The 16,112-nt window shown below is 70.3% G+C and carries 14 protein-coding genes; 3 read left to right on the plus strand and 11 right to left on the minus strand.

Going from position 1 to position 16,112, the window contains the following annotated elements; translation table 11 throughout:
* Nucleotides 1-101: 101 nt before the first annotated feature.
* Together ADK55_RS00185 and ADK55_RS00190 are read right to left on the minus strand one after the other, a co-directional pair.
* On the minus strand, nucleotides 102-1,274 hold the full coding sequence (locus tag ADK55_RS00185) for a helix-turn-helix domain-containing protein (RefSeq protein ID WP_053674690.1): 1,173 nt from the start codon (nucleotides 1,272-1,274) through the stop codon (nucleotides 102-104).
* Nucleotides 1,275-1,650: 376 nt separating this feature from the next.
* Nucleotides 1,651-1,971, minus strand: a complete 321-nt coding sequence (locus ADK55_RS00190) for a hypothetical protein (RefSeq protein ID WP_053674692.1) — start codon at nucleotides 1,969-1,971, stop codon at nucleotides 1,651-1,653.
* A 486-nt stretch (nucleotides 1,972-2,457) separates the two neighbouring features.
* Here ADK55_RS00190 and ADK55_RS00195 point away from each other — a divergent pair, with 486 nt between their 5' ends.
* Together ADK55_RS00195 and ADK55_RS00200 are read left to right on the plus strand one after the other, a co-directional pair.
* Nucleotides 2,458-2,988 carry a universal stress protein gene (locus ADK55_RS00195; protein WP_053674694.1) on the plus strand — a complete coding sequence of 177 codons (531 nt, stop codon included), beginning with the start codon at nucleotides 2,458-2,460 and terminating at the stop codon, nucleotides 2,986-2,988.
* A 99-nt stretch (nucleotides 2,989-3,087) separates the two neighbouring features.
* Nucleotides 3,088-3,657, plus strand: coding sequence for an acetate uptake transporter (locus ADK55_RS00200; RefSeq protein WP_053674697.1), 570 nt, complete (start codon nucleotides 3,088-3,090; stop codon nucleotides 3,655-3,657).
* 92 nt (nucleotides 3,658-3,749) lie between these two features.
* Here ADK55_RS00200 and glmS read toward each other — a convergent pair whose 3' ends face one another.
* The 3 genes from glmS to ADK55_RS00215 form a co-directional block, all read right to left on the minus strand.
* A complete protein-coding gene (glmS, locus tag ADK55_RS00205; RefSeq protein ID WP_053674699.1) occupies nucleotides 3,750-5,567 on the minus strand; it encodes a glutamine--fructose-6-phosphate transaminase (isomerizing) in 1,818 nt (605 codons plus the stop codon).
* A 73-nt stretch (nucleotides 5,568-5,640) separates the two neighbouring features.
* Nucleotides 5,641-5,916, minus strand: a complete 276-nt coding sequence (locus ADK55_RS00210; RefSeq protein WP_053674701.1) for a hypothetical protein — start codon at nucleotides 5,914-5,916, stop codon at nucleotides 5,641-5,643.
* A 107-nt stretch (nucleotides 5,917-6,023) separates the two neighbouring features.
* Nucleotides 6,024-6,884 carry a DUF4429 domain-containing protein gene (locus ADK55_RS00215; RefSeq protein ID WP_053674703.1) on the minus strand — a complete coding sequence of 287 codons (861 nt, stop codon included), beginning with the start codon at nucleotides 6,882-6,884 and terminating at the stop codon, nucleotides 6,024-6,026.
* A gap of 52 nt (nucleotides 6,885-6,936) precedes the next feature.
* Between ADK55_RS00215 and ADK55_RS00220 the strand changes: the two genes are divergently transcribed.
* The gene (locus ADK55_RS00220; RefSeq protein ID WP_053674705.1) at nucleotides 6,937-8,523 is read left to right on the plus strand and encodes a beta-N-acetylhexosaminidase; all 1,587 of its coding nucleotides are present in this window, start codon (nucleotides 6,937-6,939) and stop codon (nucleotides 8,521-8,523) included.
* 151 nt (nucleotides 8,524-8,674) lie between these two features.
* Here the strand turns inward: ADK55_RS00220 and ADK55_RS00225 are convergent, their stop codons facing one another.
* From ADK55_RS00225 to ADK55_RS00250, 6 genes are all read right to left on the minus strand, one after another.
* Entirely contained in the window at nucleotides 8,675-10,456 is a 1,782-nt protein-coding gene (locus ADK55_RS00225; RefSeq protein WP_053674707.1) for an IucA/IucC family protein, read from the minus strand.
* Nucleotides 10,453-11,037, minus strand: a complete 585-nt coding sequence (locus ADK55_RS00230) for a GNAT family N-acetyltransferase (protein WP_053674710.1) — start codon at nucleotides 11,035-11,037, stop codon at nucleotides 10,453-10,455. Before ADK55_RS00230 ends, ADK55_RS00225 begins: the two co-directional genes overlap by 4 nt.
* Nucleotides 11,037-12,335: a lysine N(6)-hydroxylase/L-ornithine N(5)-oxygenase family protein gene (locus ADK55_RS00235; RefSeq protein ID WP_053674712.1), complete on the minus strand. Its 1,299-nt coding sequence runs from the start codon at nucleotides 12,333-12,335 to the stop codon at nucleotides 11,037-11,039. Before ADK55_RS00235 ends, ADK55_RS00230 begins: the two co-directional genes overlap by 1 nt.
* On the minus strand, nucleotides 12,319-13,809 hold the full coding sequence (locus tag ADK55_RS00240; protein ID WP_053674714.1) for a pyridoxal phosphate-dependent decarboxylase family protein: 1,491 nt from the start codon (nucleotides 13,807-13,809) through the stop codon (nucleotides 12,319-12,321). Before ADK55_RS00240 ends, ADK55_RS00235 begins: the two co-directional genes overlap by 17 nt.
* A 200-nt stretch (nucleotides 13,810-14,009) precedes the next feature.
* Nucleotides 14,010-14,915 (minus strand): siderophore-interacting protein, encoded by a 906-nt coding sequence (locus ADK55_RS00245; protein WP_053674716.1) that lies wholly within the window; start codon nucleotides 14,913-14,915, stop codon nucleotides 14,010-14,012.
* Between the two features lie 52 nt (nucleotides 14,916-14,967).
* Nucleotides 14,968-16,008: an ABC transporter substrate-binding protein gene (locus ADK55_RS00250; RefSeq protein ID WP_053674718.1), complete on the minus strand. Its 1,041-nt coding sequence runs from the start codon at nucleotides 16,006-16,008 to the stop codon at nucleotides 14,968-14,970.
* Between the last annotated feature and the right edge of the window lie 104 nt (nucleotides 16,009-16,112).

Here is a 16,112-nt window from a genome sequence, read left to right on the forward strand (position 1 = left end):
ATGCGCTCTTCGCCGGATCGGACCGGGCCCGTACACGCCCGAAGGCCCCTCTCGTCGGGGACGGCCGACGAGAGGGACCTTCGTGGTCCGGGCGGGCGGGACTACGCGTGCTCGCGCAGCACCCGGTTCGGCGCGTACAGCTCCGTCACCGACTGACCGGCCGCGGCCAGGGCCGCCGCCGCCCGCTGGGGCTGCGGAGTGCGCTGGTGCGGGAGCGGGCCCTCCGAGATCTGCGTCACCTGCGACACGTCGGCCTGCGGCCGGCGCGCCCGGTACGCGGACCGGTAGGCGGCCGGGGAGGACCCCAGCTGCCGGCGGAAGTGACCGCGCAGCGCGACGGGCGAACGGAACCCGCAGCGCCCGGCGACCTCGTCGACCGAGTAGTCGGAGGTCTCCAGCAGCCGCTGTGCCTGGAGTACCCGCTGGGTGATCAGCCACTGGAGCGGAGCGCTGCCGGTGAGCGAACGGAACCGCCGGTCGAAGGTGCGCCTGCTCATGTAGGCGCGGGCGGCCAGCGTCTCCACGTCGAACTGCTCGTGGAGGTGTTCCAGCGCCCAGGCGACGACCTCGGCCAGCGGATCCGCGCCGATCTCTTCCGGAAGTGACCGGTCGAGGTAGCGTTCCTGGCCACCCGTGCGGCGCGGCGGCACGACGAGCCGGCGGGCCAGAGCCCCGGCCGCCTCGCTGCCGTGATCCGTGCGCACGATGTGCAGGCACAGGTCGATTCCGGCCGCGGTGCCCGCGGACGTCAGTACGTCGCCGTCGTCGACGAACAGCTCGCGCGGGTCGACGTGGACGGACGGGTACCGCTTGGCCAGCGTCGGCGCGTACATCCAGTGCGTCGTCGCGGGCCGACCGTCGAGCAGACCGGCGGCGGCGAGCACGAAGGCCCCCGTGCACAGTCCGACGATCCGGGCACCTTCCTCGTGCGCCAGACGCAGTGCGTCGAGCGCCTCCGGCGGCGGCGGTGAAGTGATGGAGCGCCAGGCCGGAACGACGACCGTGCCTGCCCGGGCGATCGCCTCCAACCCGTACGGCGCGGTCAGTTCGAGTCCGCCGGTGGTCCGCAGCGGACCGTCCTCACCGGCGCACACGAGCAGTCGATAGCGTGGAACTCCCGCGTCCTGCCGGTCGATGCCGAACACGGAGAGTGGAATGGAACTCTCGAAGATCGGGCCGCCGCTGAACAGCAGCACGGCGACGATCTCTCTGCGGCGACGCCCCGCGAGCTTCCGGCCCGCGTCCGCGACGACGGCGGTGGAATCCTGGCTCATGGCGCTAAGCCCCCCTTGGGTGTCGCGACTCCTTGGTCTGGTCGCACCTGCACGTTTCCCCTCGGCCTTGCACGTGGATCCCCCGCCGTAAATACATGATCGAATCTACTGCGTCCCGTGGTGTCGGCGTGACAAGTTCAGCACGCAGCGCTATGTCGACTTGGCAACTTGGCGAAAAGCATTCGATCAGTAAGGGTTCCACTCCGCTACCCGTGCGGGAAGCGCAGAGTCCGGCCATGGCCCGTACCCATAGGGTCACGCGCCCCCCGGAGCTCTGTCGTCGCTGGTGATGGGGGGGTTGGGGGGACATTCCGGCAAGGGGGGCGACCTGCCGGGAAGTTGGCTTAAAACAGGCGGGTGTGTACGTGCGAATCGGTCAGCCGAGAGGGGAGACGCCCCCGGAACCGTGGCGGCCGCGGTGTGAACCGGCCCCGCCGCGCGAGTGTCGGCCGCGCCGGCTGGACGCGAACGGCTCCTCGGTGCGCACCCGGGCCGCGGACCGTTCGGCCTTCTCGGAGTGCCGCAGCAGCACCCGGCAGGCGGCGGTGACGGCGGCGAGACCCAGGGTCGCGACGGCCGCCCCGCCGAAGGAGGTTCCGTAGACGACCAGGACCACCGGGACGAGCAGGCAGCTGAAGACGGCCCAGCGCACCACGTCACCCGCGGGGTCGTCATGCCGGGTTCGGGCGCGACGCACGGAAGGGTGAAGACGCGCGGAAGGGGGAAGAGGAACGGGCGCGAGACGCGGTGTCGCGTTGCCGGAGTGCGCGCCGGAGTGGGCGCCGGAACGCGACGACGTGCCGGGCAGGACGGAACGCGTCGGCGGAGCGGGCTGGACGGGGTGGACCGGACGGCCGGGCACGGCGTACTCCCTGCGGGCTCTTCCTGGACGGTCGGACGCCTGTCCAACGGTGCGCGGAGGGGCACGGTCACTGCGCGCACGGGTGGTGCCCGCTCCGCTCGTCACTGGCTGTAGGGGCCAGTCGACATTGCCAACGCGCCGTCCCTCCGGCATGCTCCCTGGGACGCTCTCCAAGGGCGGCATGCCCTGTGCAGGACAGGAGTGTCGCCGTACCCTGGAGGGTATGGGCTTGGGAAGATGCTTCCCGGACAGAGCTCCGTCACACTGCGTCGCCGATTTCGCCCCTGTCGCTTCCCCCCGAGGACCCTTCGCCGAGACACCATGGCCGGTCACGAATTCTCCGAACCCGCGGACCGCAAGCGCAAACCCCTCGCCGACTCCGCGTCGGCCGACCTGCGCGCGGTGGAACAGACGCGCCATCCCTGCGACCCGGCCTTCCGGCACGGCGTCGTGGTGGGCTTCGACGGCTCGACCTCCAGTGAGCGGGCCCTCGCGTACGCCATCGGGATGGCCCGACGCTCCGGATCCGGCCTGATCATCGTGCACGTGGCCAACCGGCTGCCCACCACGGTGTGGGCCGGCTGCGAGCCCCCCGTCTTCGTGGACGTCCCCGACCATCGCACCGAGGTCCTGGGGCTGGAGCTGGCCTGTGCGGACTACCTGTCCGAGGTGCCCTGGATCCTGGTCGAGCGGGGCGGGGACATCTGTCACGAGCTGGAGGAGGTCGGCCGGGAGTACTCGGCGGACGCCATCGTGGTCGGCTCCACGCACGGCATCGTGGGCCGGATCTTCGGCTCGGTGGCGGGCCGACTGGCCAAGCGGGCACAGCGACCGGTTGTTGTCATTCCGTGACCCTCTGTACGCCGTTCGTGCGGTTGTGAACCCTCATATAAAGGGTAGATAAGTGCTGCTGGGACGCAGCAAACAACTGCAGATCGAAGGGAGCCCGCCGTGGACAACGGTGTCTCTGCGGGAAGCTCGGCCTCTACTTCGACCCTCGGGCACATTGCCCTGGGTCTCACCCTTCTCGCGTTCGGTATCGGCCACACCGGCATCATCGACGGCGTGACCGCCGCGAACTCCGTTTCGCTCGCCACCTACGTCGGCGGTCTCGCCCTGTTCGTCCTCGGGATCCTCGAATTCCGGGGCGGCGACGGCTTCAACGGCACCGCGTTCGCGGGGCTCGGCGCCTTCTGGTTCACCTGGGCCGCGGGGGCCGACGGAAAGGTTTCGGCGGATGCCGCCGGGGCGTTCCTCGTCCTGTTCGCCCTGCTCGGCCTGACCCTCACGGTGGGGGCGGCGAGCGGACTGTTCGGGCAGGGCGTGTACGCCCTGTTCACCCTCTCCCTGCTGCTCCTCGCGGTGGGAGCCTTCGCCGACAGCGGTCTGCTCGCCAAGATCGCCGGCTGGGTGGCGGCGGTCGCCGGGCTGCTGGCCTGGTACGGGGCCACGGCCGCGCTGGCGCACTGGCCGGTGGCGCTCGGCAGCAGGGCCCGCGGGGACGCGGTCCCCGCGAGCTGAGCCGTACGAGGGAGCCGTGAGGAACGCGGAAGGCCCCCGGGGGACGTGATCCCCCGGGGGCCTTCCGCGCGTGCTGCCGTCCGACCGCTCGACTACTCGACGGTGACCGACTTGGCCAGGTTGCGCGGCTTGTCGATGTCCCGGCCCAGGGCCAGGGCGGTGTGGTACGCCAGGAGCTGGAGCGGGATGCCCATCAGGATCGGGTCGAGCTCGTCCTCGTTCTTGGGGACGAGGATCGTGTGGTCGGCCTTCTCCTGCTCGCGGTGGGCGACCGCGAGGATCCGGCCGCTGCGGGCCTTGATCTCCTCCAGCGCCGCGCGGTTCTTCTCCAGCAGGTCGTCGTCCGGGACGATCGCGACCGTCGGCATGGCCGGCTCGATGAGCGCGAGCGGACCGTGCTTGAGCTCGGAGGCCGGGTAGGCCTCGGCGTGGATGTAGGAGATCTCCTTGAGCTTCAGGGAGGCTTCCAGGGCCACCGGGTAACCGCGCACCCGGCCGATGAACATCATCGACTTGGCGTCGGCGTACTCGGCCGCCAGCTTCTTGATGTCCTCTTCGCCTTCGAGGATCTCCTGGATCTGCGCGGGCAGCTTGCGCAGGCCCTCGATGATCCGCTTGCCGTCGGTGACCGAGAGGTCCCGGATCCGGCCGAGGTGCACGGCGAGCAGCGCGAAGGCCACGACCGTGTTGGTGAAGCACTTGGTGGAGACGACGCAGACCTCGGGGCCGGCGTGCACGTACACGCCGCCGTCGGCCTCGCGGGCGATGGCGGAGCCGACGACGTTCACGACGCCGAGGACGCGGGCGCCCTTGCGCTTGAGCTCCTGGACGGCCGCGAGGACGTCGTAGGTCTCGCCGGACTGGGAGACCGCGATGTAGAGGGTGTCGGGGTCCACGACCGGGTTGCGGTAGCGGAACTCGGAGGCCGGCTCGGCGTCGGCGGGGATGCGGGCCAGGCCCTCGATGAGGCCGGCGCCGATCAGACCCGCGTGGTACGAGGTGCCGCAGCCCAGGATCTTGACCCGGCGGATGCCGCGCGCCTCGCGCGGGTCCAGGTTCAGGCCGCCCAGGTGCACGGTGTTGAAGCGGTCGTCGATCCGGCCGCGCAGGACGCGGTCGACCGCGTCGGACTGCTCGGAGATCTCCTTGTGCATGTACGTGTCGTGACCGCCCATGTCGTACGAGGCGGCCTCCCACTCCACGGTCTCGGGCGTGGCGGTGGTCGTCGTGCCGGAGGTGGTGTACGTGCGGAAGTCGTCGGCCTTGAGGGTGGCCATCTCGCCGTCGTCGAGGGTGACGATCTGGCGGGTGTGGGCGACCAGCGCGGCGACGTCCGAGGCGACGAACATCTCCTTCTCGCCGATGCCGAGGACCACCGGGGAGCCGTTGCGGGCCACGACGATGCGGTCGGGGAAGTCGGCGTGCATGACGGCGATGCCGTACGTGCCCTCGATGACCTTGACGGCCTCGCGGACCTTCTCCTCAAGGGTGTCGGCCGCGGAGCGGGCGACGAGGTGCACGATGACCTCGGTGTCGGTCTCCGAGAGGAAGACGACACCCTCGGACTCCAGCTTGGCGCGCAGCTCGGAGGCGTTGTCCACGATGCCGTTGTGGACGACCGCGACCTTGTTGTCGGCGTCCAGGTGCGGGTGCGAGTTGATGTCGCTCGGGGCGCCGTGGGTGGCCCAGCGGGTGTGGGCGATGCCGGTGGTGCCGGCGAAGCGCTTGGGGACCCGGGACTCCAGCTCGCGGACGCGACCCTTGGCCTTGACGACCTTCAGGGCCGCGGACTTCGGGCTGTTGACGACGATGCCGGCGGAGTCGTAACCCCGGTACTCCAGCCGCTGGAGGCCCTCCAGCAGCAGCGGTGCCACGTCACGCTTGCCGATGTAACCCACGATTCCGCACATACGGTTTTGCCCCTCCTGAAGTCCTGAACGAGTGCTCCGGTCGTCTCCGCGCGTCCGTCCGCGCGGTCACCGGTCAGCCGTAGACGATGCGGCGCAGTTGCCGGAGCGAGAGCTCCGGCGGCGCCACGGCGCGGTGCGGCAGTTCGGCCGCGATCCGCTCGAAGATCTCCGTGTTGACCGCGCCACCGGACTGCAGTTCACGGTGGCGGCGGCGGACGAATTCCTCCGTCGTCTCGTCGAAGTAGGCGAGTACGTCGAGTACCACCCGGGCCGCCTCGCCCCGCTGGAGCGAGGTGCTGCGCACCAGGTGGTCGACGAGATCGTCATGTGACGGGCGGCGGTCGAGCACCCGTAGATACTCGCGGGATGTGGGGCGGAATGCAAAGATCCTGCCCGGATTCGGGCAGAATCGAGCTGGTCTGGACCAGGAGAATGGGTAATTCCGGTCCTGGTCGGTCAGAAACGGCGCAAAATCGCCGCTTTCGCCGTCGAGAACTCCTCGGCCGTGAGGACGCCCGACGTGTGCAGCTCCCCGAGCTCGCGCAGTCGACGCAACAGGGCGTCGTGATCCGCGCCGTCCGCCGGGAGCGCGGCCGGGGCCGGGGCGAGCGCGGCGGCCGGGTGCGGCAGGCGGGCCGCCACGGCCGCCGCGACCAGCGCGGTCGCCAGTTCCTTGCGGCCCGTCCCGAACAGCTCCAGCGCGTACGGGTCGTACTTGGGGGACGGTGGCGCCTGCGCCCCCGCCGGGGTGAACCGCAGGACGCCGTTGGAGAGCCCCCGCGACGGGGCCCACTCCACACCCCGGAGGTCGGCGACCCGGAACTGCCGGGAGCCGGCCGACTGCTTGGCCTCCTCCGCCGTCCAGTTCCAGTCCAGGGTGATCCGGTCGCCGTCGAAGGACACCGTGCCGTCGCCCCCGCTCGCGGTGATCGGCACCGCCGGACCCGGCAGCAGGTAGCGGTCGCTGGGGCCGGGGTCCACCTGGTCCAGCAGGAGCGCGTTGCGGATCTCGTCGACGAAGTACTCCGCCACTCCCGTGCGGTCCGACTCCACGGTCAGCCGGTAGGGGTCCGAGGTCTCAGGCAGCCGCCCGCCCGTCACCTGGAGCAGGGGGTCGGCGCCGTCACGCGGACGCAGCCGCAACCGGCCCGACTTGCGGCCCGGTTCGTAGGAGACGCCGCCGATCGCGCCCAGCGGCACGAGCAGTTCCCCGAGGGCCTGCCGCAGCGGGCCGACCTCCTTGTCGCGGCCCGGCACGATGCGCACCGCGTCCCCTTCGAAGGTCCACGTGCCGTCCTTCTGGATGATTTCCGCCATCCCGCGATTCTCGCATCGGCGTGTCGTGCCCGATTGGCCTATACCTGAGGTCATGAGAGTCCTGCGACGCACGCTCGGTGCCCTCCTCGTCCTCGGCGCGGCGGCCGTTTCCTGCACCGCCGCCCACGGCGACGACTCCAGGCCCGGGGGCGTGCGGGCCGCCGCGCCCACCCCCTACGAACGGCTGCTGCCCGCACCCGTGTCCGCGCGGGCCGAGGGCGCCGGGTACGCGTTCGGGGCGGGAACGGTGATCCGTACCGCCCCGGGCTCCGGCGCGGAGGTGCGGCAGGTCGGGGAGCTGCTCGCCGGGCAACTGCGCGCGACGGCCGGCCTGCCGCTGCCCGTGGTGGTCGGGGCGGACGGGGACGGGATCCGGCTGCGGCTCGACCGGGCCGCCGGCGCGCTCGGCGAGGAGGGCTACCGACTGGAGGCCGGCCCGACCGGGGTCACGCTCACCGCGCGCACCCCCGAGGGGCTGTTCCACGCGGGACAGACCCTGCGGCAACTGGTGCCGGCGCGGGGCGCGGGGACGGTGCCGGGCGGCAGGGTGCAGGACACGCCTCGGTTCGCATACCGGGGAGCCATGGTCGACATCGCCCGCCACTTCTTCCCGGTGGAGCAGGTGAAGCGGTACGTGGACCAGCTCGCCCAGTACAAGGTCAACACCCTGCACCTGCACCTGACCGACGACCAGGGCTGGCGGCTCGCGAGCGACTCCTGGCCGCGGCTCGCCGAGCACGGCGGCGCCGGCGAGGTCGGCGGCGGCCCGGGCGGCCACTGGACGAAGGACGAGTACCGGGAACTGGTCGCCTACGCGGCCCGGCGGTACGTGGACGTCGTCCCCGAGATCGACATGCCCGGACACGTCAACGCGGCCCAGGCCTCCTACGCCGAGCTGAACTGCGACGGCAAGGCGCGCGAGCGGTACACCGGGATCAAGGTGGGCTTCAGCTCGCTGTGCGTGGGCAGCGAGCGGACGTACGAGTTCATCGACGAGGTGCTCGGCGAGCTCGCGGAGATGACCCCGGGCACGTACCTGCACATCGGCGGGGACGAGGCGCACTCGACGCCGGCGGCGGACTACGCGGCCTTCATGGACCGGGCGCAGGCGGTCGTCGGCAAGCACGGCAAGACGGTGGTGGCCTGGCACCAGCTGGCCTCGGCGCGACCGGCGGCGGGCGCGGTGCTCCAGTACTGGGGACACGACCGGACGTCGGCGGCCGAGAAGGCGGGCGTGGCGGCGGCGGCGAAGGCGGGCCACCCGGTGATCCTGTCCCCGGCCGACCGCCTGTACCTCGACATGAAGTACGACAAGGCGACGAAGCCGGGGTTGGCGTGGGCCGGGTACGTGCCGGTGCGGCGGGCCTACTCCTGGGACCCGGGCGCCTACCTGCCCGGGGTCCCGGAGTCGGCGGTGCTGGGTGTGGAGGCGCCGCTGTGGACCGAGACGGTCGCCACCCGGCAGGACTGGGAGCAACTGGCGTTCCCCAGGGTGCTGGGGCTGGCCGAGCTGGGCTGGTCGCCGGCGGCGGCACTGGACTGGGACGACTACCGGGAGCGGCTCGCGGCCCAGGGCCCGCGGCTGGACGCGCAGGGCATCGGCTACTTCCGGGCGCCGGACGTTCCCTGGACCCGGTGACCCGGTGACCCGGTGACCCGGTGACGCGGTGACGCGGTGACGCGGTGACGCGGTGACGCGGTGACCCGGTGACGCGGCAAACGGGGCGGTCGGGCGCAAGGGCGCGGGCGGGCTTCCGAGGGACCGTATCGGAAGCCCGCCCGCGGGTCGGTCACCGTCGGGCGAAGGGCGCGACGGGGTTCTTGAGGTCGCCGATCAGCTGGAGGGCCGCCGACGGGTCGGAGAGGTCGACCATCTGCTTGTTGTTGCGCAGCTGGAGACGGTTGAGGCAGGACAGCTGGAACTCCTCGGCGAACAGGTCGTACCGCTCGAAGCGCTCCGCCAGCTGGGGCATGGACTCCTGGTAGTCGTGGCCGCAGTCCGCGACCGCCTTCCAGAAGGTGTCCTCCTCGCAGATGCCCTCGTCCGCGAGGATCGCGCCGAGGAAGCGGAAGAAGCAGTCGAAGACGTCCGTGAAGATCGACAGCAGCTTCATGTCCTCGGGGATGTCCGCCCGGACCCGCTCGACCGCGGGCGGCAGCACCGCGTCCGCGTCCATGATGACGATCTCCTCGGCGATGTCCTTGAAGATCGCCCGCTTCACCACGCCGCCCTCGATGACGAGGATGGTGTTCTCGCCGTGCGGCATGTAGGCGAGGTCGTACTGGTAGAAGCAGTGCAGCAGCGGGACCAGGTACGCCTTCAGGTACGAGCGCAGCCACTCGGTCGGGGTGAGGCCCGACTCCGCGATCAGCGCGCCCACGAAGGACTTGCCCTCGGAGTCGACGTGCAGCAGCGAGGCCATGGTGGCGAGCCGCTCGTCACCCTGGATCGAGTTGACCGGGGACTCGCGCCACAGCGCGGCCAGCATCTTGCGGTACGGGGAGTACCGGTCGGTGGCGCGCTCGTACTGGCGGTGGTGGTAGCCGATCGCCGCGCGCTCGCGGATGATCGAGAAGTCCACCGACCTCAGGACCTCGTCGCCCTCGATCAGCTGGTGCAGCCAGTCGTTGATGGCCGGGGTGGCCTCCATGTACGCGGCCGACAGACCCCGCATGAAGCCCATGTTGAGGACCGAGATGGCGGTCTTGACGTAGTGCTTGCGCGGTGCGCTCTGGTTGAAGAACGTGCGGATCGACTGCTGCGCGAGGTACGCGTCGGGGCCCTCGCCCAGCAGCACCAGACGGCGGTTCGCGATCTCGGCCGCGAAGGTGACCGTGGTCTTGTTCCACCACTGCCAGGGGTGCACGGGGAAGAGGTGGAAGTCGGCCAGGTCCAGGCCCAGCGCGGTCATCCGCTCGGCGAAGACGCCGATGGTCTCGTCGCCGAGCTCCTCGCGCATGAAGGAATCGTGGTCCAGGCCCGCGCCCGCCGTGAAGGTGGAGACGTCCTTGCGGGCGGCGACCCACACGAGGTGGACGGGGCTGGCGGTCTCCGGGGCGTACGAGAGGTACTCGTGCACGCCGAAGCCGAGCCGGCCGTTGTTCGCGACGAAGCAGGGGTGGCCCTCGGTCATGCCCGTCTCGATGTCCTGGAAGGAGGACTTCGCGAGGACCTCGGAGGAGACCTGCGGCTTCGTGTACTTGTAGCCGGTGCCGGCCAGGGTGGAGGAGATCTCCTCCAGGTACACCGGCAGGACCTCGGCGCTCAGGCCAAGGGTCTCGCGCAGCTCGATGTGGAAGTCGAGGGCGTCCAGCTCCAGTTCGGCGCCGCCCCGGTGGCGGGTGATGGAGGTCTCGTCGACCGACCAGTGGTCGAGGGCGTGCCGGACCGCCTTGAAGCGGTACTCCACGGTCGAGTCGTCGCTGAGGACCGAGTAGAGGTCGGAGCCGAGCGGCTTCGGGGTCAGCAGGCGTTCGTGGGAGAACTCCGCGAGGCCCTTGCGGACCAGGGCGCGGTTGGCGCGGGCCCACAGCTCGGGGGAGAGGTGGGCGACGGCGTCGGCGAGGCTCATATGGATACCCCCTGGGCGGCCGCGGCGGCCTCGAACTGCTCGCGGGTGCAGAAGCTCAGGAGGGCTTCCTTCTCCGGCTTGGTGACCTGGCGCTCCGGCACGAAGCCGACCGTCTCGTTGAGGGCGTGCACGGCGGTGTTGGCGACGTCCGGCTCGACCACGACGCGCTCGGTGGCCGGGTCGGCGAAGATCGCGGCCATGACCGTGGTGATCACGGCGCGGGTGAAGCCGTGCAGCGGGGTGTCGCTCGGCGCGACGAGGAAGTGCATGCCGACGTCGCCCGGCCGGGCGTCGTAGAGGCCGACCAGCTCCAGCTCCGACGGATCGTAGGTCTCCATCAGGAACGCGGGACGGCCCTCGTGCAGGCCGATGAAGGCCTGGTGGTGCTCGTGGGCGGCGATCCGCATGTACTCGCGCTCGACGTCCGGGAGGGAGGCGTCCTGCATCATCCAGAACGACGCCTTCGGGTGGGTGACCCAGCCGTGGAGCAGCTCCGCGTCGGCGAAGGGGTCCAGGGGGCGCACGGCGAAGGAACCGAGTTCCTTGTCGGTGCGGGAGAAGAGGAGTTCGGTGGTGCTCATCAGAGGGTGCCTTCCGGGGCGGCGAACTGCTGGAACGCGATGGACTTCTCGACCTTGTAGTGCTCGCGGCCGAGGAGCTCACCGACGATGTACGCGTTCCGGTACGCCGCCATGCCCAGGTCGGGCGAGGTGAGGGAGTGGTTGTGGGTGGTGCCGTTCTGCAGGTAGACCCCGCGGCCCGTGGTGTCGATGCTGTAGTTGCGGGCGGCGTCGAGACGGCCGTGCCCGTCGAAGTTCAGGCGGTCGCGCACCGGGTTCAGGAACTCCGGGAAGGTGTACTTGTAGCCGGTGGCCAGCACCAGGCCCTCGGAGGTGAGGGAGAAGTCCCGCTCCTGCTCCTCCTGGCGCAGCCCCAGCGTGTACGTGCCCGTGGTGGTGTCGTACGCGGTGCTGTTCAGGGAGGTGTTGGTCAGCAGGGTGGTCGGGACCTGGCCCGGCATGCTGATCTTCTTCTGGTAGAGCAGGTCGAAGATGGCGTTGATCAGGTCGCCGTCGATGCCCTTGAAGAGGTTCTTCTGCTGGGTCTCCAACCGGTACCGGGTGTCCTCGGGGAGCGCGTGGAAGTAGTCCACGTACTCGGGGGAGGTCATCTCCAGGGTCAGCTTGGTGTACTCCAGCGGGAAGAACCGCGGCGAGCGGGTCACCCAGTTGAGCTGGTAGTCGTGGACGTCGATCTCGGCGAGGAGGTCGTGGTAGATCTCGGCCGCGCTCTGGCCCGAGCCGATGAGGGTGATCGACTTCTTCTTCTGCAGCTCAGCCTTGTTCTGCATGTAGGCGGAGTTGTGCACGAAGTCGCCGCCGAGGCCCTCGCAGGACCGCGGGACGTGCGGCGGGGTGCCGGTGCCCAGGACCAGGCGGGGGGCCCGGTGGGTCTCACCCTTGTCGGTGTGGACCTCGTACAGGCCGGCCTGCTCGTCGTAGGTGACCTCGGTGACCGAGGTGGACCACCGGACGTTGTCGAGGCGGTCGGCGGCCCAGCGGCAGTAGTCGTTGTACTCGGCCCGCAGCGGGTAGAAGTTCTCCCGGATGTAGAAGGAGTACAGCCGGTCCTTGTCCTTCAGGTAGTTCAGGAAGGAGAAGGGCGAGGTCGGGTCGGCGAGCGTGACCAGGTCGGACATGAAGGGCGTCTGCAGGTGGGCGCCGTCCAGGAACATGCCGGCGTGCCACTCGAAGTGCGGCTTCGACTCGATGAAGAGACCGTCGATCTCGTCGAGCGGGGCGGTCAGGCAGGCGAGTCCCAGATTGAACGGACCGACGCCGATGCCGATGAAGTCGTGGGTCTCAGCGGTGGAGGGCAAGGGATTCTCCCAAGAACTGCTCGGCATGTGCGGCGAGAAGGTCGAGGACGGCAGCGATGTCGGCCGTCGTGGTCTGCGGGTTGAGGAGGGTGAACTTCAGGTACTGGCGGCCGTCCACCTTGGTACCGGCGACGACGGCCTCACCGGAGGCGAACAGGGCCTTGCGGGCGTGCAGGTTCGCCTCGTCGACGAGGTCGGCGCGGACGTCGCCCTCGGGGACGTAGCGGAAGACCAGCGTGGAGATCTGCGGCTTGACGACGACCTCGAAGCGGGCGTCGGCGTCGATGATGTCCCAGCCCTCGGCGGCCAGCGAGACGACCTCGTCGAAGAGCGAGCCGAGACCGTCGGCGCCCATGACGCGCAGGGTCATCCAGAGCTTGAGGGCGTCGAAGCGGCGCGTGGTCTGGATGGACTTGTCCACCTGGTTCGGGATCCGCTCCTCCGCCATCCGGCGGGGGTTGAGGTAGTCCGCGTGGTACGTGGCGTGCCCCAGGGTGTCCCGGTCCCGGACCAGCACGGCGCTGGAACTCACGGGCTGGAAGAACGACTTGTGGTAGTCGACGGTGACCGAGTCGGCGCGCTCGATGCCGTCGAGGAGGTGCCGGCGGGTGGGCGAGATCAGCAGCCCGCAGCCGTAGGCGGCGTCCACGTGCATCCACGCGGAGTACTGCCCGGCCAGGCGGGCGATCTCGTGCAGCGGGTCGATGGACCCGAAGTCGGTGGTGCCGGCGGTGGCGACGACGGCCATCGGGAAGAGGCCCTCGCGCTCGCACTCCTCCAGCTCCAGGGCGAGTACCGAGGTGTCCATGCGGCGGTTGCGGTCGACCGGGACGGAGACGACGGCCTCGTAGCCGAGTCCGAGCATGGCCGCCGACTTCTTCACGCTGAAGTGGCTGGCCTCGGAGCTGAAGATGCGCAGCTTGGGCAGGACCTCGGCCTTGCTGAGTTCCCGACCCTCGTTCAGCGCCCGCTTCATGACCAGGCGGCAGGCCTCGTCGCGGGCCAGGAGCAGCGCGTGGAAGTTGGACTGGCTGCCGCCGGAGGTGAAGACGCCGTCCGCGCCCTCGCCGAGGCCGATGCGCCGCGCGGTCCAGTCGATCAGGCGGCGCTCGATGAGGGTGCCGCCGATGGACTGGTCCCAGGTGTCGAGGGAGGAGTTGACGGCGGAGAGGATCGCCTCGCCGAGCACGGCCGGGATGACGACCGGGCAGTTGAGGTGGCCGAGGTAGCGCGGGTGGTGGAAGTACACCGCGTCCCGGAGGTAGACCTCTTCGAGTTCGTCCAGCACGGCGGCCGGGTCCTCGAGGGGCTTGTCGAGGTCGATCGCGTCGATGACCGGGGCGAGTTCGTCGACGGATATACCGGTGTGGGGCCGTTCCGTGGTCGCGATCTTCGCGGCGACGCGTTCGACGCCTTCGGTGACGGTACGCCGGTAGAGGTCTGCGGTCGTCTCGTTCAGCAGATGCGAACGCATCAACTTTCCTCCGGGCAGGGGAAGAGGGGGGAGTGGGGAGAAGTCTTAGGTTAGCCTAGCCTAAGTTTCAGACCAAATAGAGAGGGGCCCCGGCCGGAGGCCGAGACCCATCTCTCAATGTCCGCGCGGAGCGCGGGAGTTGTGTGCGTGCGAGTCGCGTACGTGGGAGTCGCGTACGTGGGACCGAGGGCCCGCGAGGGCTACAGGGTCGCGGTGGCGTCCTCGCTGGGAGCCTGGCCCGCGTAGGCCTCGGCGAGCAGCTCTTCCTCGCTCGCGCCGAGGCGCCAGTAGCCGACGAAGCGCACCGCGCGCCGATCGATGGAACGTTCCCGCACGAGGTGGCGCCGGACCGCGCGGATCGTGCCCGCCTCGCCGGCGATCCAGGCGTACGGGGCCTGCGCGGCAAGCGGTTCGGCCGCGCGGATCACGTCCACGAGCCGGTCGGCGCGCTCGCGCCCCAGGGCGGGGTCGCGGACGATCCAGGTGATGTCCGCGTCGGCGAGGGTCACCGGGGCGAGCCGGTCGTCCTCGTGCGGGACCTCGAACCAGGCCTTCACCGGCGTGCCGGCGGGCAGTCGTTCGAGGATCGCGGAGGCGGCGGGCAGCGCGGTCTCGTCCGCGTACAGCAGGACGGCGTCGGTGGCGGCCGGCGGCTGGAACCGCACGGACTTGTTCTCCGCGACGGCCGGCCCGATCAGCATGACCCGGCGGCCGGCGACGGCCCGCCCGGCCCAGCGGGACGCCGGGGAGGAGTCGCCGTGGAGCACGAAGTCGATGTCGACCTCGTCCACGCCCTCGGGCGTTCGGCGCTGCTCGCGCACGGTGTACGAGCGCATCACCGGGCGCTCGGCCTCGGGGATCGCCCGCCAGGCGGCGAACCACGTGTCCTCGTCCGTGGAGGGCAGGACGGTGTGCTCGGCGCCCTCGGCCGGCAGGAAGAGCGACAGGCTCTGGTCGTACCCGCCGGAGCGGAACTCCGAGAGGGACTCGCCGCCGAACGTGACGCGCAGGAACGAGTGGCCGAGACGGCGCGTGCGGAGCACCTCGAGTTCGAAGAACCGGAAGTGGGCCACGGCCGGGGCCGCGTCGGATGCGGTGACGGTCATGCGGTGAGTCCCTCCTGGGGGTGTGTGCGGCGCCGGTCGGGGGCGCCGGGGGTCAGCTGACCTTCTTGGCGCCCTGGATGGACTTCGCCAGGTCCTCCAGCAGCTGCGCGCACTTCTCGTACGAGAAGATCGGCTCGGTCACGCGCGGGGTGATCTGACCGGCCTTGACTGCGGGCATCTCGGCCCAGGTCGGCTTGGCCGCCAGGTCCTTCGGCTGCAGGGTGCCGGTGCGGTTGTCGAGCAGGATGACGTCGGCCTTGTACTTGCCGGCGTTCTCCCAGCTGAGGCTCTCGAAGAAGCCGCCCTCGTCCAGCTTCTCCGGGGCGACGAACTCGACGCCGAGCGACTCGAAGTACTTCAGGTCGGCGGAGGTCTTCGCGGTGGAGACGTAGAACAGGTCGGCCGCGCCGGAACCGACGAGCACCTTGATGCCCGGGTTCGCCTTGGTGGCCTCGCGGACCTTGGCGGAGGCGGCCTCGAAGCGGGCCTTGGCGTCCACGGCCTTCTTGGCGTTCATGTCGGCGCCGAGGGACTTGGCGAGGTCCGCGGTGCGGGCCAGCGCCTTGTCCATGCTGACGTCGCCGCCGACCTTGATCGCGGCGGCCGGGGCCAGCTTCAGGATCTTGTCCTTGGAGGCCTCCGGGACGTACCAGTACGAGCCGTCCCAGGAGTTGGTGACCAGCAGGTCGGGCTGGAGGGCCGCGTACTTCTCGACGTTGAACTCGTCGTAGACGTTGCCGAGGATCTCGACCTTGGATATGTCCATCGAGCCGGCCTGGACGTCGGGCTTGCCGTCGGCGGTCTTGGTCGGGCCGAAGACGCCCTTGACGCTCACGCCGTAGTCGTAAAGGGCGGCGGCGGTGCCGGTGAAGGCGACGACGTTCTTCGGGGCGGCCTTCGTGGAGACGTCCTTGCCGAGGTCGTCCTTGAAGGTCCAGGGGCCCGAGGCCGCAGCGGTCTTGTCCGCCTCGCCGGCCCCGTCCTTCGCCTTGTCGGTGCCGCCGCACGCGGAGAGCGCCGCGACGAGGCTCAGGGCACCGCCGGCCGCGATGAGACCGCGGCGGGTGAGGAGGGAGGATCGGGACTTGGGCATGTCGATGTCCGCTTTCGTGCGTGCCGGGCGGCCACTGGGCCGTTCGGAGGGAAGGTTAGCCTAACCTTGGCCGAAAACGGTAAGGGGGCCCTAATCTTTCTCCG

Source organism: Streptomyces sp. WM4235 (assembly GCF_001279725.1).
Lineage (GTDB): Bacteria > Actinomycetota > Actinomycetes > Streptomycetales > Streptomycetaceae > Streptomyces.